This is a genomic window from Bacteroides sp. AM44-19 (assembly GCF_003603395.1).
Taxonomy (GTDB): domain Bacteria; phylum Bacteroidota; class Bacteroidia; order Bacteroidales; family Bacteroidaceae; genus Bacteroides; species Bacteroides uniformis.
On sequence record NZ_QTNB01000001.1, the window covers coordinates 711373 to 736950 of the forward strand.

20 protein-coding genes are annotated in these 25578 nt (G+C 46.6%); 11 read left to right on the forward strand and 9 right to left on the reverse strand.

Features of this window, described 5'->3' with window-relative positions:
• The first annotated feature begins 16 nt into the window (after nucleotides 1-16).
• The 5 genes from DW947_RS03245 to DW947_RS03265 all read left to right on the forward strand — a co-directional run bounded on the left by DW947_RS03245 (nucleotide 17) and on the right by DW947_RS03265 (nucleotide 6052).
• Complete coding sequence (locus DW947_RS03245) at nucleotides 17-949, forward strand: OadG family transporter subunit (protein ID WP_008663742.1); 933 nt, start codon at nucleotides 17-19, stop codon at nucleotides 947-949.
• A gap of 23 nt (nucleotides 950-972) precedes the next feature.
• Nucleotides 973-1407, forward strand: coding sequence for a biotin/lipoyl-containing protein (locus tag DW947_RS03250; RefSeq protein ID WP_005826788.1), 435 nt, complete (start codon nucleotides 973-975; stop codon nucleotides 1405-1407).
• A 1-nt stretch (nucleotide 1408) separates the two neighbouring features.
• Nucleotides 1409-2569, forward strand: coding sequence for a sodium ion-translocating decarboxylase subunit beta (locus DW947_RS03255; RefSeq protein WP_005826789.1), 1161 nt, complete (start codon nucleotides 1409-1411; stop codon nucleotides 2567-2569).
• Nucleotides 2570-2738: 169 nt separating this feature from the next.
• Nucleotides 2739-4091, forward strand: coding sequence for a tetratricopeptide repeat protein (locus tag DW947_RS03260; RefSeq protein WP_005826790.1), 1353 nt, complete (start codon nucleotides 2739-2741; stop codon nucleotides 4089-4091).
• A 110-nt stretch (nucleotides 4092-4201) separates the two neighbouring features.
• Nucleotides 4202-6052 carry a glycoside hydrolase family 13 protein gene (locus DW947_RS03265; RefSeq protein ID WP_057256382.1) on the forward strand — a complete coding sequence of 617 codons (1851 nt, stop codon included), beginning with the start codon at nucleotides 4202-4204 and terminating at the stop codon, nucleotides 6050-6052.
• Between the two features lie 470 nt (nucleotides 6053-6522).
• On the opposite strand, the gene DW947_RS03270 is transcribed toward DW947_RS03265, so the two are convergent.
• Together DW947_RS03270 and DW947_RS03275 are read right to left on the reverse strand one after the other, a co-directional pair.
• Nucleotides 6523-7533, reverse strand: coding sequence for a class II fructose-bisphosphate aldolase (locus DW947_RS03270; protein WP_005826798.1), 1011 nt, complete (start codon nucleotides 7531-7533; stop codon nucleotides 6523-6525).
• Nucleotides 7534-7815: 282 nt separating this feature from the next.
• Nucleotides 7816-8823: an endonuclease/exonuclease/phosphatase family protein gene (locus DW947_RS03275; RefSeq protein WP_117962585.1), complete on the reverse strand. Its 1008-nt coding sequence runs from the start codon at nucleotides 8821-8823 to the stop codon at nucleotides 7816-7818.
• A 188-nt stretch (nucleotides 8824-9011) separates the two neighbouring features.
• Here DW947_RS03275 and DW947_RS03280 point away from each other — a divergent pair, with 188 nt between their 5' ends.
• Together DW947_RS03280 and DW947_RS03285 are read left to right on the forward strand one after the other, a co-directional pair.
• Nucleotides 9012-9263 (forward strand): type B 50S ribosomal protein L31, encoded by a 252-nt coding sequence (locus DW947_RS03280; protein WP_005835945.1) that lies wholly within the window; start codon nucleotides 9012-9014, stop codon nucleotides 9261-9263.
• Between the two features lie 181 nt (nucleotides 9264-9444).
• Nucleotides 9445-10971, forward strand: coding sequence for a M48 family metallopeptidase (locus DW947_RS03285; protein WP_044467724.1), 1527 nt, complete (start codon nucleotides 9445-9447; stop codon nucleotides 10969-10971).
• A gap of 91 nt (nucleotides 10972-11062) precedes the next feature.
• Here the strand turns inward: DW947_RS03285 and gcvT are convergent, their stop codons facing one another.
• The 3 genes from gcvT to DW947_RS03300 form a co-directional block, all read right to left on the reverse strand.
• Nucleotides 11063-12151 (reverse strand): glycine cleavage system aminomethyltransferase GcvT, encoded by a 1089-nt coding sequence (gene gcvT / locus DW947_RS03290; RefSeq protein ID WP_117713579.1) that lies wholly within the window; start codon nucleotides 12149-12151, stop codon nucleotides 11063-11065.
• 31 nt (nucleotides 12152-12182) lie between these two features.
• The gene (gene pepT / locus DW947_RS03295) at nucleotides 12183-13406 is read right to left on the reverse strand and encodes a peptidase T (RefSeq protein WP_005826807.1); all 1224 of its coding nucleotides are present in this window, start codon (nucleotides 13404-13406) and stop codon (nucleotides 12183-12185) included.
• A gap of 196 nt (nucleotides 13407-13602) precedes the next feature.
• Entirely contained in the window at nucleotides 13603-15015 is a 1413-nt protein-coding gene (locus tag DW947_RS03300; protein ID WP_005826808.1) for an amidophosphoribosyltransferase, read from the reverse strand.
• Nucleotides 15016-15186: 171 nt separating this feature from the next.
• Here DW947_RS03300 and DW947_RS03305 point away from each other — a divergent pair, with 171 nt between their 5' ends.
• Nucleotides 15187-15993: a helix-turn-helix domain-containing protein gene (locus tag DW947_RS03305; RefSeq protein WP_005826809.1), complete on the forward strand. Its 807-nt coding sequence runs from the start codon at nucleotides 15187-15189 to the stop codon at nucleotides 15991-15993.
• Between the two features lie 3 nt (nucleotides 15994-15996).
• On the opposite strand, the gene DW947_RS03310 is transcribed toward DW947_RS03305, so the two are convergent.
• The 3 genes from DW947_RS03310 to DW947_RS03320 form a co-directional block, all read right to left on the reverse strand.
• Complete coding sequence (locus tag DW947_RS03310) at nucleotides 15997-16938, reverse strand: EFR1 family ferrodoxin (protein ID WP_005826810.1); 942 nt, start codon at nucleotides 16936-16938, stop codon at nucleotides 15997-15999.
• Between the two features lie 206 nt (nucleotides 16939-17144).
• Nucleotides 17145-19307: a glycoside hydrolase family 97 protein gene (locus DW947_RS03315; protein ID WP_057088054.1), complete on the reverse strand. Its 2163-nt coding sequence runs from the start codon at nucleotides 19305-19307 to the stop codon at nucleotides 17145-17147.
• Between the two features lie 218 nt (nucleotides 19308-19525).
• Entirely contained in the window at nucleotides 19526-20011 is a 486-nt protein-coding gene (locus tag DW947_RS03320) for a DsbA family protein (RefSeq protein WP_005835937.1), read from the reverse strand.
• 725 nt (nucleotides 20012-20736) lie between these two features.
• On the opposite strand from DW947_RS03320, the gene crcB reads away from it, so the two are divergent.
• The 3 genes from crcB to eno all read left to right on the forward strand — a co-directional run bounded on the left by crcB (nucleotide 20737) and on the right by eno (nucleotide 23154).
• Complete coding sequence (gene crcB / locus DW947_RS03325) at nucleotides 20737-21114, forward strand: fluoride efflux transporter CrcB (protein WP_005826820.1); 378 nt, start codon at nucleotides 20737-20739, stop codon at nucleotides 21112-21114.
• Between the two features lie 13 nt (nucleotides 21115-21127).
• A complete protein-coding gene (locus tag DW947_RS03330; protein ID WP_016273353.1) occupies nucleotides 21128-21796 on the forward strand; it encodes a pentapeptide repeat-containing protein in 669 nt (222 codons plus the stop codon).
• 65 nt (nucleotides 21797-21861) lie between these two features.
• Nucleotides 21862-23154, forward strand: a complete 1293-nt coding sequence (eno, locus tag DW947_RS03335; protein ID WP_117962583.1) for a phosphopyruvate hydratase — start codon at nucleotides 21862-21864, stop codon at nucleotides 23152-23154.
• A gap of 171 nt (nucleotides 23155-23325) precedes the next feature.
• On the opposite strand, the gene bglX is transcribed toward eno, so the two are convergent.
• Entirely contained in the window at nucleotides 23326-25572 is a 2247-nt protein-coding gene (bglX, locus tag DW947_RS03340; protein ID WP_117962581.1) for a beta-glucosidase BglX, read from the reverse strand.
• Nucleotides 25573-25578 lie beyond the last annotated feature (6 nt).

Sequence of the window (25578 nt, forward strand, 5' to 3'; positions counted from 1 at the left end):
TAAAACAAGAACGATTATGAATAAAACAAAAATCGGAATATTCCTTTCATTGATGCTGGTGTTGGGCTTTTGCTCTTCTTGCAAAGAACAGAAATCGAACAACAAACTGCTGCTGAATGAAGTGCTGGTCAACAACGAGAGCAACTATCAGGATGACTACGGTGTGCACAGCGCATGGATTGAAATATTCAACAGATCATACGGCAGCGCCGACCTTGCAGGTTGCTATCTGAAATTCAGCAGCCAGCCGGGTGATACTGCCAGTTATTTCATTCCCAAAGGTGACGTTCTGACACTCATAAAACCACGTCAGCATGCACTTTTCTGGGCTGATGGAGAACCAAGACGCGGTACATTTCATACGAACTTCAAACTGGATGCCACAAATGCCAACTGGATTGGGTTGTATGATTCCGGCAAGAAATTGCTTGATCAAGTCATAGTGCCTGCCGGTACTTTAAAAGCCAACCAATCCTATGCCCGTGTCAGTGATGCAGCCGACCAATGGGAAGTAAAGGGTGGAAGCGAAGATAAATATGTCACTCCGAGTACCAACAACAAGACTATCGACAGCAATGCCAAAATGGAAAAATTCGAAGAGCATGACAGCGTAGGTATCGGTATGGCTATTTCTGCCATGAGCGTTGTATTCTGCGGGCTGATATTACTCTACATCTCCTTCAAGATTATAGGTAAAATATCAGTTAACCTCAGCAAACGCAATGCCATGAAAGCTAAAGGTATTACTGATAAACAAGAAGCAAAAGAGAAACAACTGGGGCAGGCTCCGGGAGAAGTTTTTGCTGCCATTTCAATGGCCATGCACGAATTCCAAAGCGATGTACACGATGTGGAAGACACGATACTTACCATTACCCGTGTAAAACGCAGTTACTCACCGTGGAGTTCAAAGATTTATACGTTGCGTGAGACTCCTCACAAAAAGTAAGTCACCCATAATAAAATAAAACGATGAAAGAATATAAATATAAAATTAACGGTAACGTATATAAAGTTGCCATTGGAGATATTGAAGACAACATCGCTCATGTAGAAGTGAACGGTACTCCCTACAAAGTTGAAATGGAAAAAGCACCGAAGGTAGTTGTTAAACCGGTAGCACGTCCGGCAGCCACATCCGCTCCTGCTGCTCCTGCTACTCCGGTAGTAAAACCGGCCGCTGCTTCTACCGGCAAGTCAGGTGTAAAATCTCCGCTTCCCGGTGTAATCCTCGATATCAAAGTAAATGTCGGCGATACAGTAAAGAAGGGACAAGTTATCATCATTTTGGAAGCCATGAAGATGGAAAACAATATCAATGCTGATAAAGACGGTAAGATTACAGCCATCAATGTAAACAAAGGGGACTCTGTTCTCGAAGGTACTGACCTCGTAATTATTGAATAATATGGGAGAATTTATCACATTTTTAGGAAACAACCTTGCCGACTTCTGGACTTATACAGGTTTTGCCAATGCAACGGTAGGACATGTGGTAATGCTTCTGGTAGGTTTGTTTTTCATATACTTGGCTGTAGCCAAGGAATTTGAGCCGATGCTATTAATTCCTATCGGTTTCGGTATGCTGATTGGTAATATACCTTTCAATATGGAAGCCGGATTGAAAGTCGGTATCTATGAAGAAGGTTCTGTACTTAATATTCTGTACCAGGGAGTAACCTCCGGTTGGTACCCGCCACTCATATTCCTGGGTATCGGTGCCATGACTGATTTCTCCGCTTTGATCTCGAACCCCAAATTAATGTTGGTTGGTGCAGCAGCCCAATTCGGTATATTCGGTGCTTATATGATTGCCCTTGCCATAGGATTTGACCCGATGCAGGCTGGTGCAATCGGTATCATTGGTGGTGCCGATGGTCCGACTGCCATCTTCCTCTCTTCCAAACTGGCTCCTAACTTAATGGGTGCCATTGCGGTATCAGCCTATTCATATATGGCATTAGTACCGGTGATACAGCCGCCTATTATGCGTTGGCTGACCAGTAAAAATGAACGTCTTATCCGTATGAAACCTCCCCGTGTGGTTTCACATACGGAAAAAGTAATGTTCCCGATTATCGGTTTGTTACTGACCACATTCCTTGTACCATCCGGTCTGCCTTTGCTGGGTATGCTGTTCTTCGGTAATTTACTGAAAGAAAGTGGAGTTACACGTCGTCTGGCAAACACAGCCAGTGGTCCGCTGATTGATACCATTACTATTCTGCTTGGTTTGACAGTAGGTGCTTCTACGCAAGCATCCGAGTTCTTAACCCTTGATTCAATCAAGATATTCGGTCTGGGCGCCTTATCATTTGTCATTGCCACAGCATCCGGCGTCATCTTCGTGAAGATTTTCAACCTCTTCCTGAAGAAGGGCAACAAGATTAATCCGTTGATCGGTAATGCCGGTGTATCTGCCGTACCCGACTCTGCACGTATCTCCCAAGTAGTAGGTCTGGAATACGATCCTACCAACTATCTGCTGATGCATGCCATGGGCCCGAACGTTGCCGGTGTAATCGGTTCCGCTGTAGCAGCAGGTATCCTGCTGGGATTCTTAATGTAATACATTTATTCATTCCGTTATCCGGCTTGAATTCTGAACTATTTTAGAGCCCCTTCATTTTTGGAGGGGCTTTTTCGTTAATCTATCTAAAACAGATTACGATTATTTCGTAAATACATTCTTTTTAGTAACTTGCAGTCAGTTTAACCTCATATAAATGATATACTGTATGCGAAAGCTTTTTATCTCCTTATGTTTCAGTGCATGCTGTTCGCTTCTGGCGGCACAGACCACAAATCCCATTCAAGAGGCGATGGCCAACTACGATTATGAAACAGCCTTGATGCTGATCGATCAAGAAACCCCGACCGTCCCCCTACTCTACCAAAAAGGGAAAGCGCTGAAAGGGCTGGGCAATAACCTTGAAGCTCTGAGCGTATTTCAGGAAGTCGTAGCTCAGGATTCTCTCAATCCCCGGGCATACATTGAAGCTGCCGAATGCTGCAAATCACTTGCCAAATATAGCGAGGCACTGGATTACTACCAAAATGCGCTCCACATAAATCCGGACAATAAATACGCACGCATCCAGTATATCAGTCTGCTGATGAACATGAAGAGATACCGTGAGTCTCTAAAGGAAAGCAACCTGCTGGCAGAAAGGGACAGTTCCGCCTATGTACTACACCTTAGAGCCGAAAGTATGGGGCAAGTCTATGACAACACAGAAATCATGCATGTGATAGATGCCTACCTGGACATACAGAAAAGATATCCCAATGATTACCTGTCTGCTGCCAAACTCGGCAACATCTATGTAGCAGGCCACCAGTATGAAGACGCCATAAACATAACGGAGAAATACCGTTCCATAGACTCCACCAACGTCCTTGTGAACCGCATCAATGCCCAAGCCTATTGCCTGAACAAAGATTACCCCAAAGCAATAGAAAGATATGAACAACTGTTACAGGAAAAAGACAGCTCCTTCCAAACCTGCTTCTACGCCGGAATCAGCTATTATGCCCTCGAAGACTTCTACCCAGCACACGACCTGCTGGAAAGGGCTCTTAAAGATGACAATACCAACATCAACGTTCTCTATTATCTGGGACGCGCCTGCTCCAAGACATCATGGAAAGAGGATGGAGTGACTTATCTGGAAACTGCCGTAAGCCTCGCCATGCCCAGCGACAGTGTCATGTCCCGCCTATATGTGGGGCTTGCGGACTGCTACAAGATGGCATTTCAATACACCGACCAGGCGAATACCCTTCTGACGCAATACGAAAAATACGACCGGCAGAAACACAAACTGCTCTACGACGCAGCCTTTATCTATTATTACTATCTGAAAGATGCGTCCAAAGCAGAGAGATACCTAACGGCCTACCTGAAAACCCGTCCGAAAAACAGCAAGGACAAAGTGCAGGAAGTAGATGCGGACGGAGTTCCCATCATCGGAGAAGACAACCGATACAATGCCGCCGAAAACTGGCTGAAGGACATCAGAGAAAAGCGCAAGAAAGAGGACTTCTTCAAGGGAAAGGTCGATACCGCCAGCGTAACCCCCATCAAATAGCCCCAATGAAAACGTTTGCATAATATAATAAGGTACAGTAACGGAGAAAGATTAACTTTCTCCGTTATTTGTTTTAAATTAGCGCAAAAATTAACCGTAAAGTTACTATCATGAAAAAAGTATTCTTAATCTTGGGAACACTCTTACTCTCCCTCAGTACGTATGCAGCTATGAATGTGAACAAAATCGACCCTCCGTTTTGGTACACCGGCATGCAGAACCCGGAACTCCAGCTGATGGTCTATGGCGAAGGCATCGGCAACGCGGCAGTATCCGTCAATTATCCCGGCGTCTCATTGAGCAGCACCGTCAAGCTGGAAAGCAACAACTACCTCCTGGTCTATCTGAAACTGGACAAGGATGTAAAACCCGGCAAATTCAACCTCACCTTCACTGAAGGAAAAAAGAAACTCGTAAAGGAATATGAACTGAAGGCACGCAACAAGAAAGGTTGCGAACATAAAGGTTTCGACGCCTCCGACGCACTGTACCTGCTGATGCCCGACCGCTTTGCCAATGGCAATCCGGACAATGACCAGATTGCGGGCATGGCCGAGTACAAGATAGACCGCAATGACCCCAATGCACGCCACGGCGGTGACCTTGCCGGCATCGAACAACACCTGGACTACTTCTCCGACCTCGGCGTCACAGCCCTCTGGTTTACTCCGGTACTGGAAAACAACATGACCGGCGGTTCCTATCACGGCTATGCCACCACAGACTACTACAAGGTAGACCCGCGCTTCGGTACCAACGAAGAATACAAGCAACTGATTGAAAAAGCCCATGCACGCGGCATCAAAATCGTAATGGACATGATTTTCAACCACTGCGGCGTAGAGCATGTATGGATTAAGGACATGCCCTCCAAAGATTGGTTCAACAACCCCGACCACGAAAACAACTTCGTGCAGACCTCCTTCAAACTGACCCCGCACGTAGACCCTTATACTTCCCAGTACGATGCCGACCAGATGAACGACGGCTGGTTTGTACCTTCCATGCCCGACCTCAACCAGAAGAATCCTCACGTTTACCGCTACCTGGTACAGAACAGTTTCTGGTGGATTGAATTCGCCAACATCGACGGCATCCGCATGGACACTTACCCGTATGCCGACTATGATGCCATGAGCAACTGGATGAAAGAGCTCAACGAAGAATATCCCAACTACAACACCGTGGGCGAGACCTGGGTTACCGAACCCGCCTACACCGCCTGGTGGCAGAAGGATTCCAAGCTATCAGCCCCCAAGAACAGTAACCTCAAGACCGTTATGGACTTCAGCTTCTTCGACAAGATAAACACCGCCAAGAATGAACAGACCGAAACTTGGTTCAAGGGACTGGACCGCATATACAATAACTTCGTATACGACTTCCTCTACCCCAACCCCGCTTCCGTACTGGCATTCATCGAAAACCACGACACCGACCGCTTCCTGGGCGAAGGCAACAACCTTCCGATGCTGAAGCAAGCCTCTACCCTGCTGCTTACCACCCGCCGCATTCCGCAACTCTACTACGGAACGGAAGTCATGATGAATGGCGTGAAGAGCAAGAGCGACGGCTATGTCCGCAAGGACTTCCCCGGCGGATGGACCGGTGACGCAACAAACGCACTGACCCCAGCCGGACGTACCAAAATACAGAACGAGTGCTACGACTTCTACAAGACCATCCTAAACTGGCGCAAAGGAAACGATGTGATTGCCAAAGGCAGCATGGTGCAGTTCATGGTACAGAATGGTGTTTATGCCTACGCACGCCAGTACGAAGGCAAGACGATATTCGTGATGCTGAACGGTACAGATGCAGAGACCACCGTTCCTTTGAAATTCTACAAGGAAATCCTAAAAGACAGCAAGCAGGGAAAAGATATTCTTAGCGGCAAGGCCATCACCTTCGGTGAAGAGCTGAAGATGGGCCCCAGAGAATCATTAGTGATAGAATTATAACGCGCACTCCACACAGAGAGCTCATTCTTGCAAATCTCCCTTGCAGATAGCTTGCAGACACCTCGCCTGCCAGCCATCTGCAAGGGATTTTTAGTATGGAATAGGTGTCACGGGGATATGCTTTTCACCGGTCTCAAATATAGCTAATCTGTTAGTTCATAACGGTGAACACTTTGTTCCAGTATAGAGAAACAAAGTGTTCGGATATGTAGAAACAAAGTGTTCTTACGTATTGGAACGAAGTGTTTTTGCATATTGGAACGAAGTGTTCTCTTTATTGAAACAAACTGTTCAGTTAAGGGAAACAGACTGTTTTGTTAAAGGAAACAGACTGTTGTACACGTTGAAACATCCGCTTCTGAAATAACCGGCGAACTTAACCATCCCACAACACCGGCCTATATATAACAAGTCAGCCCTTGCAACATCAATATTGCAAGGGCTGACGCTATATTCGGATTATCTTTCGATTAGTCCAGTTGAGCCAATTTGTTCTCTGAACCAAGCACGTTGATGATTTTATGCTTGTACAGTTTTTCCATATTGTCACGAGCCGGACCCAGATACTTACGCGGGTCGAATTCTGCCGGTTTTTCAGCAAATGTCTTGCGGATAGCAGCTGTCATAGCCAGACGTGAGTCAGAGTCGATGTTGATTTTGCAAACAGCAGACTTGGCAGCCTTACGCAACTGCTCTTCGGGGATACCGATAGCAGCTTCCAGCTTACCACCATACTTGTTGATAGTATCAACTTCTTCCTGAGGAACTGAAGAAGAACCGTGAAGAACGATGGGGAATCCCGGAAGTTTCTCCATTACAGCATCCAGAACGGCAAATTCCAAAGGAGGAGGAACCAGACGACCGGTAGCAGGGTCAACGTGGCATTGTTCGGGTTTGAACTTGTATGCACCATGAGAAGTACCGATTGAGATAGCCAGTGAATCGCAACCTGTACGGGTAGCGAAGTCAATAACTTCTTCAGGATTAGTATATGTATGGTGTTCTGCAGAAACTTCATCTTCTACACCGGCCAATACACCGAGTTCGCCTTCTACAGTTACGTCGAACTGATGGGCATAGTCAACTACCTTCTTAGTCAGTGCAACGTTTTCTTCGTACGGAAGGTGTGAACCGTCAATCATTACTGAAGAGAAACCGGAGTCGATACAGCTCTTGCAAGTTTCGAATGTATCTCCGTGGTCAAGGTGAAGAACAATTTCAGGATGTTTGCAACCCAATTCCTTAGCGTACTCAACAGCACCCTGAGCCATGTAACGCAACAGCGTAGCGTTGGCATACTGACGGGCACCCTTAGATACCTGAAGAATAACCGGAGACTTTGTTTCAACTGCAGCCTTGATGATAGCCTGCATCTGTTCCATATTGTTGAAGTTGAATGCCGGAATAGCATATCCACCTTTGATAGCCTTAGCAAACATCTCTCTTGTGTTTACCAGTCCTAAATCTTTGTAATTAACCATTTTGTTTAAATTTTATTGTTAGTGAATTAAAATTCTACGCAAAAGTAATCATTATCCTTTAAAGTAAAGAACTTGAGAGGAATAAAATATCCGGCTCATCCTACCAAATCCATTCTATTTTAAAGCTATTGGCTTCATTTAACAGATTATTGTAATCTCTATATTACAAACTCTTTGCATTTATCTCTGCCAGCCATACTTTTGCCATCTATACTTCTATCAACAAAAAAGCCGGAGAACATGTTTGCTCTCCGGCATCTGTTTACACATTATTATGTAATACTAATTTTTCAGATAGATGATGGTCGGCAAATGGTCACTGTAGCCGTTCAGCCAAGTCCTGCCTCCATGCGTACGCAAGGGGGAACCTTTGTATTTGCCATCCTGCTGAATCAGATAATCGCGGATGAAAACTTCATTGTGGTCATAGCGCAACCCTTTCTTTGCCTTCAGCAACGGTTTCGAAATGACAATCTGGTCAAACAGGTTCCACTTGCCCCGATAGAGCAATGTCCCCACTCCCTTGTCTTCCAGTGTCTCCCACCAGGGATTGTAGAGTTCGCCTTTCTTCACCTGCTTCGGATATTTGCGCGCTCCCAGCACCTCCATGCTTTCGTCCATCGGGTCGTCATTCATATCCCCCATCACGATGAGCTTCAGCTTCTTGTCGCTACGCATCAGAGAGTCCTTCAAGGCCTTTACTTGCCTGGCTGCATGCACACGCACCGGTGACTTCGCCCCACGGGAGGGCCAGTGGTTCACTATCACGCAGACACGCTCTCCCGCCAGTTGTCCGTCCACAATCAGGAAGCCGCGCGTCAAGTGCACCGTATCCCCCTCAAAAGGAGTAGAAAGCACCAACTTCGAGTGGGTAACGCTGAACTGCTTCGGGTCGTACAGCAAGGCACAGTCTATACCCCGTCTGTCCGGTCCTTCATAATGCACGAACTCATAATTGGAAATGGCCGGCTGCTTCACGAGGTCTTCCAGCACCCGGCTGTTCTCCGCCTCTGCCACACCGATGAATGCCGGACCTTCCGGCACTAAATCACGCGAAAGGGAACCCAACACTTTGGAAAGGTTCTGCAGCTTGGACTCATACTTCTTTGCCGTCCATTGGTAACTGCCGTCGGGCAGGAACTCATAGTCATTCTTACCTGCATCATGAATCGTATCAAACAAGTTCTCAAGATTGTAGAACGCAACACTATACAATTTCCGTTCCGCATTTTGTGCCCCCAGCGTTGCCACGCACAGCCAGAAAGAGCATAAGACAAGTAGTTTCCTCATAAATTCACAAGATTAAGTCCTGCAAAAATCAGAAATAAAATGCGATAAACCTACTAAATAAAAATAAATCTGAATTTATTTTGTAGAGTCTCCAACTTGCACTATCTTTGCGCTCTGAAAAGAAGACCATTACACTATTTATTACCAAAATAGTAACAGAATATAAATTTTTAAAAGAAAATATCAAAATGAAAAAAGGTATTCATCCTGAAAATTACCGTCCGGTAGTATTTAAAGATATGTCAAATGGTGATGTATTCTTGTCTCGTTCCACTTGCAACACGAAAGAGACTATCGAATTCGAAGGTGAAACTTATCCGCTGGTAAAGCTGGAAATCTCCAGCACTTCTCACCCGTTCTACACTGGTAAGTCCAAGCTGGTTGACACCGCCGGTCGTGTTGATAAGTTCATGAGCCGCTACGGTAACCGTAAGAAATAATCAGTTTCAAGCAAACTGAAAAAAGGGAGTCTTTCACTGAAAGGTTCCCTTTTTTGTTTCCGCCTCCCACTGCAGGACCGATAAATAGGGAATCTCCTATCACAGAATAGGGAAAAAAACGAGAAAGGAGAAAAACACTTCCCTATTTTTGTATCATCAAAACCGAAAACATATACTAATCATGAAACGACTCGCCACCCTATTCATCCTGACAATCCTTGTCGCAACGGCAGGATTTGCCAAGCCCAAAAAGTACAAAGATTTAAGCGGAAACATCGCTGTCAAAGGAGAATTGACAAAAGAGTACCGGCAATCTCCCGCCGGTACACCGGTCATTATCCGCCGGGTTGTCAAAATGAAGAATCCCGGTGAAAGCAGCAACAACATTTGCTATGCTGTCGAAATGAACGGCATACAAGAGACCATTCCTTTGAATGAGATGGGGCACATTGCCATATCCGCTCCGCAAACTGACCGGGAATTCTGGCAGCAGATATACTTGAAAAACCATCTTTACGAATATTTCAGCGACCGCGGCTACAAGCACAAACTGCGCCAGGAAATCGACGAAGAGTGCCTGGAGTATCTCGACAAACTGAATGAGATAGCCTATCAGGAAGATTACATCGTTTCGTACGTGCAGGGAGTGTTCTCCAAGTTGAACGCCACCACCATTGACAGCAATCGCGGGGAGAGTCTGAACATACGTATCATCCAGTCGCCCGAACCAGATGCCTTCATGCTTCCCAACGGCTCCATGGTTATCAGTACAGGCCTCCTCTGCACTCTTGATTCCGAAGACGAACTGGCCGCCGTCATCGCATGTGAGCTGGGACATTTCGTCCTCGACCATCAGGTAAACAACATTTACCGTGCCGAGCGGCGTGCCAAGCGTGCAGCTTTTTGGGCAGATGTCTTTGCCACTACCGCCAGCGCAGCCCTCGATGTGGCCTACTGGGACGATAATGAAGATGCTTATGCCGTCAGTCTGGTGGCAGATATCGGAGCCATCGCTTCCCTTTTGAGCATTCCGGCAACGGACCGGTTGGGGATGAAATACAAAACTTCCCAGGAAATCTCTTCAGACCGCCTTGCGCGCCAACTTCTGGCATTCAAGGGCTATAATCCCGACGGAATCGCATCGGCCCTCGGTAAAATTATAGGGTATTACAACCTGCACCAACGCAACAAGGACATTCCTCGCTACGGCAGCATCGGCAACCTGCAAAAGCGTATAGAAAAGGCCGGTGAATCCCATAGCCTGAGTGCCCGCCCCTACCTACGGACCACCAGCGATGTCGTTTCTTTCAACGCAAGTATGAACTACGCCAACAAGCGCTATAAGGAAACTGCCCGGCTGATACGCAAGAACATTGACAACAGACTAGCCACGGACAATGACTACATCATCCTGGTAAAAGCGGAAATGGCACTGTCTAATACGGAAGAAGTGAACAACCGCTGCCTCGCCATGCTTGATAAAGCCCAGGAGATGGCAGGAACAAGCCCCAATCTGGACATATATAAACAAAAAATACTATTATTGATGCGTATGAACAAACAAGCCCAAGCCGCTGATATACTGAAAGAATATATCACCTTGCTTTCGGCCTACGAAGGCCAGGGCATAGAAGGAACCGAAAAGGAATGGACCAATAAAGAGATAGGTTGGGCAAACCAAATGCTGGACAGGATAAGCAGAATATAGAGAAAGGAATAACTAAGAATGAAGAATTTGACTGCGCGATGATGCCGCATGACAAATTCTTCATTCTTCTTATTTTAGTTATTCATTCAAATTACTGTTTGCGGAACGGCGGTTTCACAACCACAGCTTTCAGCTTACGTCCCCGCATGTCAATGCAGATTTCCGTACCGACTTTGCTGTACTCGGGCCTGATATACCCCATTCCGATACCAATCTTGCGGGTAGGCGACATAGTTCCGGAGGTAACCACACCGATGGCAGTACCGTCTGTACTATACAGCTCGTAACCATGACGGGGGATACCGCGGTCTATCATTTCAAATCCCACCAACTTACGGGTAGTGCCTTCCGCTTTCTGTTTTTCCAGCATCGGGCGATTGGTGAAGTTCTTTCCCTCCACAAACTTGGTAATCCATCCTAAACCCGCTTCAATGGGCGAAGTGGTGTCATCCAAATCATTGCCATACAAACAGAAGCCCATTTCCAGACGAAGCGTATCGCGCGCACCCAGACCAACTGGCTTAATGCCGAACTCCGCGCCTGCCTCGAACACGGCATCCCAAATCTTCATGGCAGCCTCCGGATAGAAGTAAAGCTCAAAACCACCCGCACCGGTATATCCGGTATTGGAGATAATGACATCCTTTTCTCCGGCAAACTCACCGTGGGTAAAAGTATAGTAAGGAAGGTCGGAAAGATTGATGGAAGTCAGTTTCTGCAACGTCTGAATAGCCTTCGGTCCTTGCACAGCAAGCTGTGCCATGTGGTCGGAAGCATTTTCCAATTCAGCGCCTTCCGTGTTATGAGACACACACCAGTTCCAGTCTTTCTCAATGTTCGACGCATTCACGACAAGCAGGTATTTCTCCGGCTCATAATGATAGACCAGAAGGTCGTCTACAATGCCTCCGTTGTCATTGGGGAAGCAGGTATACTGTACTTTCCCAGGTGTGAGGGCAGCTACGTTATTGGAAGTCACTTTCTGCAGAAAGTCCAAAGCATGGGGACCTTTCACCCAGAATTCTCCCATGTGTGAGACGTCGAATACACCGACACCCTGACATACTGTAAGATGTTCGTCAATGATGCCGGAATACTCGATAGGCATATTATATCCCGCAAACTCGTGCATCTTGGCACCCAGCGAGATGTGTTTTTCGGTAAACGGAGTGGTTTTCATGGAACTATTAGAGTTATGAGTTATGAATTATCTATTTGCTTGCTACGAGCTCGGCAATCTTGACGATGACGTTCATGGCTTTCTCCATGTTCTGGATAGGCACGAACTCATAGCGGCCGTGGAAGTTCAAGCCACCGGCAAAGATATTGGGACAAGGCAGGCCCTTGAAAGAGAGCTGGGCACCGTCCGTACCTCCGCGAATGGCTTTTACACGAGGCTCTACACCTACCGCCTTCATGGCGGCAAAAGCGGTGTCGATGATATGCATCACCGGTTCAATCTGCTCGCGCATATTATAGTATTGGTCGCGAAGTTCCAGAGTAGCGGTACCCGGACCGTATTCTTCATTGATTTTTGCCACAAGACGTTCCATCTCCTTCTTGCGCTCTTCAAAGCGGGTGCGGTCGTGGTCACGGATAATGTAAGAGACTGTTGTCTGCTCCACCTCGCCAGTAATGCCTATCAGATGATAGAAACCTTCGTAACCTTCGGTATGCTCCGGAGCCTCGTCAGCCGGAAGCATGGACATGAAACGGTTGGCAACGCGGATAGAGTTAATCATCTTATTCTTGGCATAGCCCGGATGCACATTCCGTCCCTTGAAGCTTATCTTGGCAGAGGCCGCATTGAAGTTCTCGAATTCAAGTTCACCCACTTCTCCGCCATCCATGGTATAGGCCCATTCGCAGCCGAACTGCGCTACATTGAACTTATGGGCACCCAGACCGATTTCCTCATCCGGATTGAAGCCGATACGTATTTTACCGTGCTTGATTTCGGGATGTTCCTTCAGATATACCACTGCCGATACAATTTCGGCAATACCGGCTTTATCATCGGCACCAAGCAAGGTCTTGCCGTCGGTCACAATCAAATCTTCCCCTTGATGGTCGAGCAGTTCGGGGAACTGGGCAGGAGAAAGAACCACATTCTCTTCGGCGCAAAGAACAATGTCCTTACCGTCATAATTCTGCACGATACGCGGAGAAACATTCTTGCCACTCATATCGGGGCTTGTATCCATGTGGGCAATAAAGCCGATGACGGGCAACGGCTTGTCTGTATTGGCAGGAAGAGTGGCGAACAGATAACCATTTTCGTCCAACGTGATTTCTTCCAGACCCAAAGTTTCCAATTCTTCTTTCAGATACCGGGCAAACACCATTTGCCCCGGAGTACTCGGAGTAATCTCAGTCTCTTCACTGGACTGAGTATCGAAGCTTACGTACTTTAAAAAACGTTCTACTAAAGTCATGATGAATAATGATTAGTGATTAATGGTTAGTGATTAATGGTCAGTGATTAGTAATTGGCGAAAAGCATTATCCGAATGGCATTAATCATTAATCACTAATCATTAACCACTATTTTGTGCTGTAAAGATAAAAAAAGGGGCGTGAACTGCCAAGCAATTCACGCCTCTTTTTTATTTCTTAAGGACAAAATGTCAATCAAAAATGGCTGCTACCATCAAAACAATGCGTACATATCTTACACTTAGGCAATCCGATAGCCTCAACCAGAGTTTCCAACGTATTGAACTTCAAGGATGAAAGTCCGAAACGCTCGCGGATAACGTCCACCATCTTTTCGTATTCGGGTGAGCCGGTAGTGGCATACTTATCGAGATTCTTATTCTCGTCACCCTCCAGTTCCTTGATGACACGACGGGTAATCAGTTCCATGTCGCTTTTGGAAGCCGTGAATCCTACAAACGGGCAGCTATATATCAATGGAGGACAAGCAATCCGGATATGCACCTCCTTGGCACCATACTCATACAGCACCTTCACATTGTCGTGCAACTGGGTCCCCCGGACAATAGAGTCATCACAGAACAGCAGACGCTTACCCTCGAGCATGGCACGATTGGGAATCAGCTTCATCTTTGCCACCAGCGAACGCAATTCCTGCTTGCTGGGAGTAAAACTACGAGGCCAAGTCGGAGTATATTTGGAAATGGCACGATGATAAGGAACTCCTTTACCTTCGGCATACCCAAGCGCCATACCTACACCCGAATCAGGAATACCGCAGGCACAATCCACCTCTGACTTATCTGTCTGTGCCATCTTGAAACCGGAGGCAAAACGCACTTCCTCCACATTCTTACCTTCGTAGCAGGAAGTGGGGAAACCGTAATATACCCATAGGAAGGAACAAATCTGCATTCCCTCATCAGGCTTGCGCATCTGTTCCACACCATCGGCACGCAGGCGAACAATCTCTCCGGGTCCCAAATAACGGTCTATCTCATAACCAAGATTCGGAAAGCTGCTCGACTCACTTGTGGCGGCATACGCTCCGTCTTTCTTGCCAATCACAATCGGAGTACGTCCCCAGCGGTCGCGAGCGGCAATGATGCCGTCTTCCGTCAATAACAGCATGGAGCAGGAACCTTTGATATGCTTATACACATTTTCAATTCCTTCGACAAATGTCTTTCCTTGTATAATAAGGAGGGCGATAAGTTCCGTCTGATTGGTTTTGCCCGAACTGAGTTCGGCGAAGTGCATGTTTTGGGCCAACAGTTTTGTTTCCAGTTCTTGCAGATTTACTATTTTGGCTACCGTTACAATGGCAAAGCGACCGAGGTGGGAGTTAAGGATAAGGGGTTGAGGGTCTGTGTCACTGATGATTCCTATTCCGGAATTTCCTTTGAACTTATCCAGTTCATCCTCAAACTTCGTGCGGAAATAAGTGCTTTCCAGATTGTGAATGGAACGGGTAAACTGCTCCGTTTCTGCATCGTATGTAGCCAACCCACCACGTTTTGTCCCTAAATGTGAATTATAATCTGTGCCGTAAAACAAATCTGCCACACAGCTTGTTGCCTTGGCGACTGTTCCGAAAAAACCTCCCATAAGTTCTGTTTTGTTATTGGTTTCTAAAATTAACGGATGCAAAGGTATGAAGAATTTGCGAAATTCGGGCAGATTTGAAATGAATAAAAAAGGCAATATATTTCTTGCCCACAATAGAAGTTATATTATTGGAAACATATACTTTTGTGATCGAAACCAAACAACTGTATAATGGGAGAAACCGCAAATATTATAATAGCCGATACTCTTCAAGGTCTGGGGACGGACGCATACAGTGGCTATCTTGCACACGCCCTCTGTCTGTCAGGAATCTGCCGATTGAAGTACAATGGAGAGGAGCGCGAGCTACGTGCCGGCGACCTGATGATTGTCCGCAAAGGAAAACTGGTAGAGAAAATTCAACCTTCAGAAGATTTTCGCGTAAAGGTCATCTATATCGCATCGGGCTTTGTGGTGCTGAGTACACCACAGAACAACTACGGCATGAAAGGGCAACTTTCCCTATTTCTCAATCCTATCATGTCCCTGACTACCGAACAGCAAGAGCTATGTCTCCGGGATTTTGAACAAGTGGAATACAGACTCCGGAATACAGACCATCATTTCCATCGCGATATGCTTATCGCCTCCACACAGATGTTGATACTCGACTTCTTCGATTTCCACTCCCATCTATATGGCGAGGACAATATCTCTGTACAAAATGCTTCCATCATGAGCCGTTTCCTCAACATGCTGGAGAACGGAACTTTCCGCGAGCATCGTGAAGTGACCTATTATGCCGACTGCCTATGTGTCACCTCCAAATATCTTTCGGAAGTTTCCAAGAAAGTAAGCGGTTATACAGCAAACTACTGGATAAACCGTTATACCACACTCGACATCTCGCGTTTGCTGCGCGACAAATCACTAACGTTCGTCCGTATTTCCGATATGTTCGGTTTTTCCTCTCCTGCTTATTTTAGCCGTTACGTACAACAACATCTGGGTGTAAATCCGACAAAATACAGAGGTTAATGATTATAGTTTTTGATTGTTTGCCCGTTTCAGATCTATTAGCGAAATATGCTCATTACGATAGCGGGCATTGGGGTTCTTCTCCGTTCCGTCAGGAAAAGAGCCATCTTCCTGCTTTATGAACTGAATAGCCTTCTGCGGACAATTCTGTATGCAGGCAAAACAGAACTCGCAGTCACCGGACGTCTTCACTCCTCTCGACGTCAGCTCATAGTTGCCGCGCGGACAAACGTAGGTACAAATGCCACAGTCAATACAAACATCGGTCACGGTAAAGAACTTCTCGCTTTTCATCAGGAAGCCCACCTCGGGGTCGAGTCCACTCCGCTGCATAAAACCTTGGTGCTGTTGCCGTTCCTCCTCCGTCACCGGTTCGTGCCAATGCTGCCGACTGTTGATATCTGCCGTTATCTTCTGCAAGTTCTCGGGGATGTGCTTGTCTATCTTGAGTTGCTCGTTCATGTCGAAGTTGGGTAGCCAGTTATCCACCATGATGATAGTGTTGATATAGTCAAACGCATTGTCGGCTTTACGGGATATACGGTCCCAAATCTCTACCGCATCGCACTTCCTTGCACCATAGGTGAGGACAGCAAACTTGTATTCTGCCTTCAGTTTTGCTTTCCGAATGAACTGCCGTACCATATAGGGAGGCATATGACCGTAGATGGGATAAACGATGCCGATTTCATCTGCCTCAAATTCATACTTCCCCCGTTTCACCATCTGAGGGATACTCAACAATTCTGCGTTCTCTCCAGCCAACTGACGGGCGATGTAAAGACTGTTACCCGTTCCGGTAAAATAAAAGATGATACGCTTACTCCTTTTTGTTTCGCAGGATGCCAACGAGAGTAGGCCGGAAGATGCGATAGCACTGCTCATCACGGCAAATCCCATACGCTTTAAAGCCTCCCGACGACTGATTTTCTTATCCGTATTCATATCTCTGATTTTTAATGATTATGCAATCTGTTATCTGAGTGCAAAAATAAAGGTTTCCCCAAAGAACGGACTTACCAAAAACTCGGGTCTTGATGCTATTTTTACGGTATAAGAATGAGCTTACCCTAACACAAAAAAAAGCCCCGCAAAGATTGGACTTCTGCGGGGCCTCACTAATGCCTAATAAAAACTCTTTCTACCCTAAATTATCTCCACTTCTTCACAGCTTTCTTGTCAGCCGGAGTCGCTTCAATCAAGCTCAATGCAAAACCACCGCTACGCGCTTCCTTCACGGACATTTTGGTCTTGCTGGTTACGATACCCTTCTTTATCTGATAAGAAGTAGGGTTCTCCTTGTAATCAGCATCTTTACCGTCGGCATAGAGAGTGGCTACGTATTGCTTGCCCGGTTCAAGGAAGTCGAGCGTAAAGTTGGCTGTACGTGCATTCTCGTCTGTAATACCTCCAACAAACCAGTTGCCGGTTCCTTTTGCCTTACGGGCCACGGTAATGTAATCACCCGGTTCTGCTTCAATGTACTTGCTGTCGTCCCAGTCTACTGCCACATCCTTGATGAATTGGAAAGCATCCATGTGCTTTTCGTAGTTCTCAACCAAGTCGGCAGCCATCTGCAACGGGCTGTATAAAGTTACATACAGAGCGAGTTGCTTAGCAAGTGTAGTCTGCACTTGTCCGTGGGGCAAATCGCCCATAAAGTCAAGTTTGGTATCGAAGATACCCGGTGTATAATCCATCGGACCGCCAATCAAGCGGTTGAATGGAAGCAATGTGGTATGGAACGGTTTGCTACCGCCGAATGCCTCATATTCAGTTCCTCGTGCAGATTCGTTGCCAATCAAGTTAGGATAAGTACGGCACAAACCGGTAGGGCGTACAGCTTCGTGCGCATTTACACAAATTTTGTAGTCGGCTGCCTTCTTCACGGCATAGAGGTAGTGGTTGTTCAGCCATTGCCCATAATGATGTTCACCACGGGGAATCATATTACCTACATATCCGCTCTTCACGGCATTGTAGCCATTATCCACCATAAACTGATAGGCCTTGTCCATGTGACGTTCGTAGTTGCGCACCGAACCGGATGTCTCATGATGCATCATCAGCTTCACGCCTTTGCTCTTGGCATATTCATTCAGCATCTTCACGTCGAAATCGGGATAAGGGGTCACAAAATCGAATACATAATCCTTGGATTTGCCAAACCAGTCTTCCCAGCCTTCATTCCAGCCTTCTACCAATACTTGGTCCAGACCGTGCTCGGCTGCGAAGTCGATGTACTTTTTTACATTTTCGTTAGTGGCACCATGACGGCCATTGGGCTTCATTTTGGAGTAGTCCACTTCACCCAGTTTGATGGAGGGAAGGTCGTCTGTATATGCCCAGGTGCTCTTACCTGCAATCATTTCCCACCATACACCTACGTATTTCACGGGCTTAATCCAGGAAACGTCCTCGTAAGCACAAGGTTCGTTCAAGTTCAGCGTGATTTTAGAGGCAAGGATGTCACGAGCATCGTCGCTTACGATAACCGTACGCCACGGTGACGTGCAGGGAGCTTGCAGATAACCTTTATCGCCTACTGCATCGGGAGTAAGCCAAGATTCAAAAACAAAATTCTTATCATCCAGATTCAAGTGCATGCAAGAGTAATCCACCAAAGCAGCCTCGTGCAAGTTGATGTACAAACCATCAGCAGTCTTCATCTGCAAAGAAGTCTGAACACCGGTGGGCGAAAACGGGGTTTGTGAAGAGTTAGGCGTAATGGCCCCTTTCATCAACCCGCGAATTTCAGAAAGTTTGGATTCTGTGTAATCATATTCCTGCGTATCGTAGTCGCCCGGAATCCAGAAGGCTGTATGGTCGCCAGTCATGGCAAACTGAGTACGCTCCTCCTTAATCACGAAATAGTTCAAGTTCTTCTGCAAAGGGAACTCATAACGGAAGCCCATACCATCGTCGAACAAACGGAAGCGGATAATGATGTTCCTATCCTGCGCCTTTTGGTTGAGCGTCACAGCCAGCTCATTATAGTGGTTACGGATTTGCTTTACTTCACCCCATACCGGTTCCCAAGTCTCGTCGAAAGTGGAAGTCTTTGCATCCTCCATCGTGAAGCCATTCATCAGACCGGGGTCGTTCTTCAGTTCGAGTCCTAATTTGGAAGGGTTAATCACCGGCTTTCCTTTGTAAGAAAGTTCGTAAACGGGTTCGCCTTGCGCATTTACCGAAAAATTCAATTGAAGTTGTCCGTTGGGAGAGGTAATACTCTCTGCCATTGCTACGCCGCTCACCAACAAAACGAGCAGGAAGCAGGCTAATTTTGTACAGATTGCTTTCATGTTTCTCATGCTATATTTATAAAATTATGTTCCAGATGCAAATATAGGCAGGAAAGAAATACACTCTGACGCAATTAAACTAAAATGATAGATGATTTGTCGGCAAACGTTTGCATGAAAACCAACTTCCCTTGAACAATATCCTGCCTACAAACAAAATAGAAGGAGAAGTATCGCTACGAAAACTTCGCCCTCCATATTTTTACAACTTTAATCGTGCACTGGAATTATCCCAAAGGATTTTCACCTTGGTCCCCGTCATTGCCTCCCGAAGGATTGGAGTTATCCCCTCCACCATTGCTACTTCCATCCGTATAGTCCGTATCGGGAACCACCATCTTGGTGACGCTCATATTGCCCAACATTTGACTAAAAGCTTTCCCCGGAAAAAACAGAATACGTTTACGGACAATGTTACTGGCCGAAACGCCAGCCTCCGTATCAGCACTCTTCCCTACAAAAGAAGGGCGGAACAATCCGAAATCACCTAAACGAACAGTCTTTCCATCGTCTATTTCTTCCGACATGATGTCCACCAGTCCTGCAGCCACTAAGTCCACCGTCTTTCTGTGAATACCAAGAATACGGCTCACTTTGGCACACAACTTATCAAAATCCAATTCACCCGCTCCTACGGATTTAGCTACATACTTTACATTTTTGTCCTTGTCAAAACCAAAGATTCTCTTTGCCACTACATACTGAAGTCCCATAATTTTTAATGTTTTAGAAAGTTAATATAATAATGTAATAAATAGGCCGAAGCCTTTTCCTCTCTTTCAAGAAGTGGAGATCCATCGTGAGGCCTCAACGATAAACTTTCATTCTCTTGAATTCGATGTTGCAAAGTTAGGGTGTGAATGACGGGAATACAAGGAAATGACATCTACAACCAATTTCGTTAAAACTCTAAAAAACAACAAATTAAGAACAACCCTTCTCTACAAGTGAAGAAAGAAAGGCAGGAAGAGAATGAGAAGGAATGGATACAATCTCTACAGCCTATGAAAATAAATCGCTGATTATCAAGACAAGGTTCTAGAGAGGTCTCTACAATATGGCATTTGAACGGTTAAGACCTCAATTTCAAGAGTGGCTCAAGTTTCACAAGTTATTACCGTATCCAAAAATACAGACAAACCAGTCATCCTTCCAAAGCCCCTTCTACTCGTTTACTAAAATCTCCCGGACATTTTACTAAATCTCCGGCAACGATTTACTAAATCTTCCTCCAAGATTTAGTAAATCGCTTCTGCCCCATCACGAACTATCCGGAACCAAGATTGGCAATCACTCATATCAAATATCAAAATTATATACATCCCACCAATAACTACTTCCCCCAGTACAGAATCGCTTTATGAAATTTCGGGCTATGATTTACTGAAATTCCTTTGTCTTCACTACCTTTGCAGCCAAAACCAACCCCAGAAAACCTATGACTAGATTACTGATAGCTATATTCCTTGGCGGCGGTACCGGCAGCGTACTGCGCTACTGCGTGCAGATGATGCTCCACGAGCGCATAGTCCCCTACTCTTTCCCATGGGCTACATTCACAGTCAATATCCTCGGAAGTTTCCTCATCGGGCTATTCTATACCTTATCCGCCCGTTTCAACCTTTCTACTGAGGTACGGCTGTTGCTGACTACCGGTCTGTGCGGAGGATTCACCACCTTCTCCACTTTCAGCAATGACGGACTGATTCTGATAAAGCAAGAATTCTACGGAATGTTTGCCTTATATACCTTATTAAGTATCACATTAGGAGTCCTGGCAGCCTTCGCCGGCGGCGCCTTCGGACGCTGTATATAACCCAAACACCCCTATGAAACCCAGCAAGCCTTTTGTCATGCCTCCCGTACGCATCATCCCTCCTACCTTAGAGGGACAAAGTGAAAGTTCCAAATCATTGGAAGAATGGCTGAATACGGAAGAAACTGTCAGAGACCTTCACTTCGGTAAACGGACAGAGGAACACATGGAGTATTCCTACAAAAGCATCACCAACTGTACTTTCAGTCATATCCAATTCAGCGCCTGCAAACTGAAATCCTGCCATTTCACTGATGTACGTTTTGAACATTGCGACCTTTCCAACATCTCATTTGCCGAAAGTTCTCTGTTCAGAGTGGAATTCATATCCTGCAAACTGGTGGGAACCAATCTGCCGGAAACAATATTGAACCATCTGACAATGAAGGACTGCAATGCCAGATACCTCAATCTTTCCATGAGTAAAATCAATCAAGCCCGCTTCACCTCTTGTGACTTGCGCAACAGCGACGTCAACGACTGCAAACTTGCCTCCATCGCCTTTGAAAACTGTGAGCTGGTAGAATCCGAGTTTTCACACACCCCTCTAAGAGGAATCGACTTGAGCGACTCGCACATAGGAGGTATACGCCTCAACCTGCCCGACATACGGGGAGCCATCGTCAATACTTCCCAAGCCATGGAGTTGACTGCTCTTTTAGGCATTACAATAAAGGATTAAAAACGAAAAACAATTCCTTGTTTTCATTTGTTAGTAAGGTAGTTTATAATTAAAATTGACTGAATATGAAAATAGAGAAGATTATCGGACGTGAAATCCTCGATTCAAGAGGTAACCCAACTGTAGAAGTAGACGTAACCTTGGAATCCGGCTTCATAGGCCGTGCATCTGTCCCGTCAGGAGCATCCACGGGAGAACACGAAGCATTGGAACTGCGTGACGGTGACAAAAAACGTTACGGAGGCAAAGGTGTCCTGAAAGCCGTGGACAATATCAATAATATCATTGCTCCCAAGCTCATCGGTATGTCCGCCCTCGACCAGATGGGTATCGACCATGCCATGCTTGCACTGGACGGAACCAAAACGAAAGCCAATCTGGGTGCCAATGCCATCCTCGGCGTATCTCTTGCTGTAGCCAAGGCTGCCGCCGCTTACCTTGACATCCCACTCTACCGATATATCGGTGGTACAAATACCTATGTGATGCCTGTACCGATGATGAACATCATCAACGGCGGTTCGCATAGTGACGCTCCCATTGCTTTCCAGGAATTCATGATACGCCCCGTAGGTGCCACTTCCTTCCGCGAAGGTTTGCGTATGGGTGCCGAAGTGTTCCACGCACTGAAGAAAGTCCTGAAAGACCGTGGCCTCAGCACAGCAGTAGGCGATGAAGGAGGTTTTGCTCCTAATCTGGAGGGTACAGAAGATGCCTTGAACTCCATCATTGCCGCCATCAAGGCTGCCGGATACGAACCGGGCAAAGATGTAATGATTGCCATGGACTGCGCTTCTTCCGAGTTCTACCATGATGGCATCTACGATTATACCAAATTCGAAGGTGAAAAAGGCAAGAAACGTACTGCCGACGAACAGATTGACTATCTGGAAGAGTTAATCAACAAGTATCCCATCGACTCTATCGAAGACGGCATGAGCGAGAACGACTGGGACGGCTGGAAAAAACTGACCGACCGTATCGGCAACCGTTGCCAGTTGGTAGGAGACGATTTGTTCGTCACCAATGTGGACTTCCTTGCAATGGGCATCGAAAAAGGCTGTGCCAACTCCATATTGATTAAAGTAAACCAGATAGGTTCGCTGACCGAAACACTGAATGCCATCGAAATGGCACACCGCCACGGATATACTACCGTAACTTCCCATCGTTCCGGTGAAACGGAAGATGCAACCATTGCGGACATAGCCGTAGCTACCAACAGCGGACAAATCAAGACCGGTTCACTAAGCCGCTCAGACCGTATGGCAAAGTACAACCAACTGCTTCGCATCGAAGAAGAGCTGGGAAGCAATGCGGTGTATGGGTATAAGAAAGTGATGAGTGATGAGTTATAAGTGATAAGTGATTTGTAAGACAAAGAAAAATCCGCGAAATCCGTGCCTAAAAGAAAGCATAACAAGAGTTCTCGGACAGTCAGGGGCTTGAAGGATAAAGCATTTATATGAATGTAAGAAGGGACGAACCGTCACGGTCTGTCCCTTCTCTTTTTAACCTTAAATCAACAATCAATCTACTACCCTAAAGAAAACTTCTTCTCCACTTTGGCTATCCGGTGCCACCCAAAGAGCAAAGTCTCCGGCTTCCACCGTCTTCATCCTATCTATATTCCAGAAAGCAAGTTCACTTATAGGAAGTTCAAACGATACATTCTTCTTCTCACCCGGCTTCAATGTGACGCGAGCAAAGCGTTTCAGCTCTTTCACCGGACGGGTCACCGAAGCAAACTTGTCCTGCACGTAAAGCTGGGCTACCTCGGTACCTTCATACTTTCCGGTATTCTCAAGGTCGAAAGTCACAGTCAGCACATCTTCCTTCTTCAGACTGGCAGACGAGAGTTTCACATTGCCATACTTGAACGTCGTATACGACAGACCGTAGCCAAAAGGAACCAACGGATCGAAACCTGCATCCATATAGAAAGAAGTACATCCCAATGAAGTCTGCCCCGCTTCCAACGGAATGTCATTCAGCAAGACCTCATTCCGCGTAGCCGGACGTCCGGAATTGTTATGAGCATAATAAACCGGTATTTGTCCTACCATCTTCGGGAAAGTCACCGGAGTCTTGCCGCTTGGCACTGCCTTGCCCCACAGCAGGTCGGCCAATGCCGGTCCTCCCATCGTTCCGGGATGGAACGAATAAAGCACGGCAGACGAGAGTTCGACTTCTTTTCCTATAGTCAGCGGACGTCCTGCCATTACAACGGTAACCACCGGTTTGCCCGTTTTTGCCAAAGCTGCAACCAGCTCGCTTTGTGCACCCTGCAAGTTCAGGTCGGCCAGGCAATGCGCCTCTCCGGAAAGAATGGCTTCCTCACCCACAAATGCCAGAATGACATCAGCACGTACTGCGGCGGCGGCAGCTTTGGCCACGCCGGCCATATTCTTGTCACGGCTATAAGTCAGGCCCAGTTCGTATATCACTTGTACTTTGTCTCCCACCAATTCCTTGATGGCAGTCAGCGGTGTCACAGTCTTTGTCTTGTCGCCATCAAATACCCAGGTACCCAATTGGTCGTATGGCGCATTCGCCATCGGGCCTACCACGGCAACTGTCTTTACCGAAGATTGCAGAGGCAATGTCTCCTTTTCGTTCTTCAGCAAGATGGCCGATTCCACAGCAGCTTGCTTGGCAGCCTCCAGATGAGCAGGAGCATAAAGTTCCTCTATACGTTTCTCATCTACATAAGGGTTATCAAACAACCCCAAGCGGTACTTGATGCGCAGAATATTCCGCACTGCATCATCTATGGCAGATTCCTTGACTTTTCCTTCTTTTATCAACTCCGGCAGTTCCTTGACAAACGTATAGCTGACCATCTCCATATCCACACCGGCATTCACTGCTTTCATCGCTGCCTCTTTGGAATCGGGCGCAAAGCCATGCGCTATCATTTCGGCTACCGAAGCCCAGTCTGAAACCACCACTCCATCAAATCCCCATTCACCGCGAAGCACGTCTTTCAGAATAAAAGTGTTCCCGGTAGACGGCACTCCGTCATTGTCATTGAACGAAGTCATGAAAGTGGCCGCCCCAGCCTTGGCAGCAGCCTCGAATGGAGGAAGATAGACATTGCGCAGGCGACGCTCCGGAATAAAAGTTGAGTTATAGTCGCGTCCTCCTTCTGCCGCCCCATACCCTACAAAATGTTTGGGACATGCTGCGATAGAGGTCGGATTATTCAAAGAATCCCCCTGAAAGCCTTTTACCATGGCAGCCCCCATCACCGAAGTGAGGTATGTATCTTCTCCACATCCCTCGGCCATACGTCCCCAACGGGGATCGCGCGCCACATCTATCATCGGTGCGAATGTCCAGCGAATACCCACAGCAGAAGCTTCGACAGCCGCTACCCGTGCACCGTCCTCGGCCACCTGAGGATTAAAAGAGGCCGCCTGCCCCAGAGGGATAGGGAATATGGTCTTGAAGCCATGAATGACATCACGCGCCATCAGCAAGGGAATGCCCAAGCGGGACTCCTCCATAGCCACGCGCTGCAAGGCATTGACGCGCACCGGGTCCACCTCATTCAGAATAGACCCGACCTCACCTTTCTTTATCAGTCCGCTCATGTCCTCTATATTGCCATAAGAAGAAATCTGGTTCATCTGCCCAATCTTTTCTTCCAGTGTCATACGGGACAACAGAGCTTCTATTTTCTGCTCGATGGCGGCATCACCTTTTCCGTTCTGCACTCGGGTACAAGATGTAAAGGAAAGCAATAATAAATAAGCAATAATAAATTTCAGCATTCTTAC

Excerpts from the sequence above, each read along its gene's own strand:
- DW947_RS03245 (WP_008663742.1), top strand. The coding sequence starts at position 17 with ATGAATAAAACAAAAATCGGAATATTCCTTTCATTGATGCTGGTGTTG.
- DW947_RS03250 (WP_005826788.1), top strand. The coding sequence starts at position 973 with ATGAAAGAATATAAATATAAAATTAACGGTAACGTATATAAAGTTGCC.
- DW947_RS03255 (WP_005826789.1), top strand. The coding sequence starts at position 1,409 with ATGGGAGAATTTATCACATTTTTAGGAAACAACCTTGCCGACTTCTGG.
- DW947_RS03260 (WP_005826790.1), top strand. The coding sequence starts at position 2,739 with ATGCGAAAGCTTTTTATCTCCTTATGTTTCAGTGCATGCTGTTCGCTT.
- DW947_RS03265 (WP_057256382.1), top strand. The coding sequence starts at position 4,202 with ATGAAAAAAGTATTCTTAATCTTGGGAACACTCTTACTCTCCCTCAGT.
- DW947_RS03270 (WP_005826798.1), bottom strand. The coding sequence starts at position 7,533 with ATGGTTAATTACAAAGATTTAGGACTGGTAAACACAAGAGAGATGTTT.
- DW947_RS03275 (WP_117962585.1), bottom strand. The coding sequence starts at position 8,823 with ATGAGGAAACTACTTGTCTTATGCTCTTTCTGGCTGTGCGTGGCAACG.
- DW947_RS03280 (WP_005835945.1), top strand. The coding sequence starts at position 9,012 with ATGAAAAAAGGTATTCATCCTGAAAATTACCGTCCGGTAGTATTTAAA.
- DW947_RS03285 (WP_044467724.1), top strand. The coding sequence starts at position 9,445 with ATGAAACGACTCGCCACCCTATTCATCCTGACAATCCTTGTCGCAACG.
- gcvT (WP_117713579.1), bottom strand. The coding sequence starts at position 12,151 with ATGAAAACCACTCCGTTTACCGAAAAACACATCTCGCTGGGTGCCAAG.
- pepT (WP_005826807.1), bottom strand. The coding sequence starts at position 13,406 with ATGACTTTAGTAGAACGTTTTTTAAAGTACGTAAGCTTCGATACTCAG.
- DW947_RS03300 (WP_005826808.1), bottom strand. The coding sequence starts at position 15,015 with ATGGGAGGTTTTTTCGGAACAGTCGCCAAGGCAACAAGCTGTGTGGCA.
- DW947_RS03305 (WP_005826809.1), top strand. The coding sequence starts at position 15,187 with ATGGGAGAAACCGCAAATATTATAATAGCCGATACTCTTCAAGGTCTG.
- DW947_RS03310 (WP_005826810.1), bottom strand. The coding sequence starts at position 16,938 with ATGAATACGGATAAGAAAATCAGTCGTCGGGAGGCTTTAAAGCGTATG.
- DW947_RS03315 (WP_057088054.1), bottom strand. The coding sequence starts at position 19,307 with ATGAGAAACATGAAAGCAATCTGTACAAAATTAGCCTGCTTCCTGCTC.
- DW947_RS03320 (WP_005835937.1), bottom strand. The coding sequence starts at position 20,011 with ATGGGACTTCAGTATGTAGTGGCAAAGAGAATCTTTGGTTTTGACAAG.
- crcB (WP_005826820.1), top strand. The coding sequence starts at position 20,737 with ATGACTAGATTACTGATAGCTATATTCCTTGGCGGCGGTACCGGCAGC.
- DW947_RS03330 (WP_016273353.1), top strand. The coding sequence starts at position 21,128 with ATGAAACCCAGCAAGCCTTTTGTCATGCCTCCCGTACGCATCATCCCT.
- eno (WP_117962583.1), top strand. The coding sequence starts at position 21,862 with ATGAAAATAGAGAAGATTATCGGACGTGAAATCCTCGATTCAAGAGGT.
- bglX (WP_117962581.1), bottom strand. The coding sequence starts at position 25,572 with ATGCTGAAATTTATTATTGCTTATTTATTATTGCTTTCCTTTACATCT.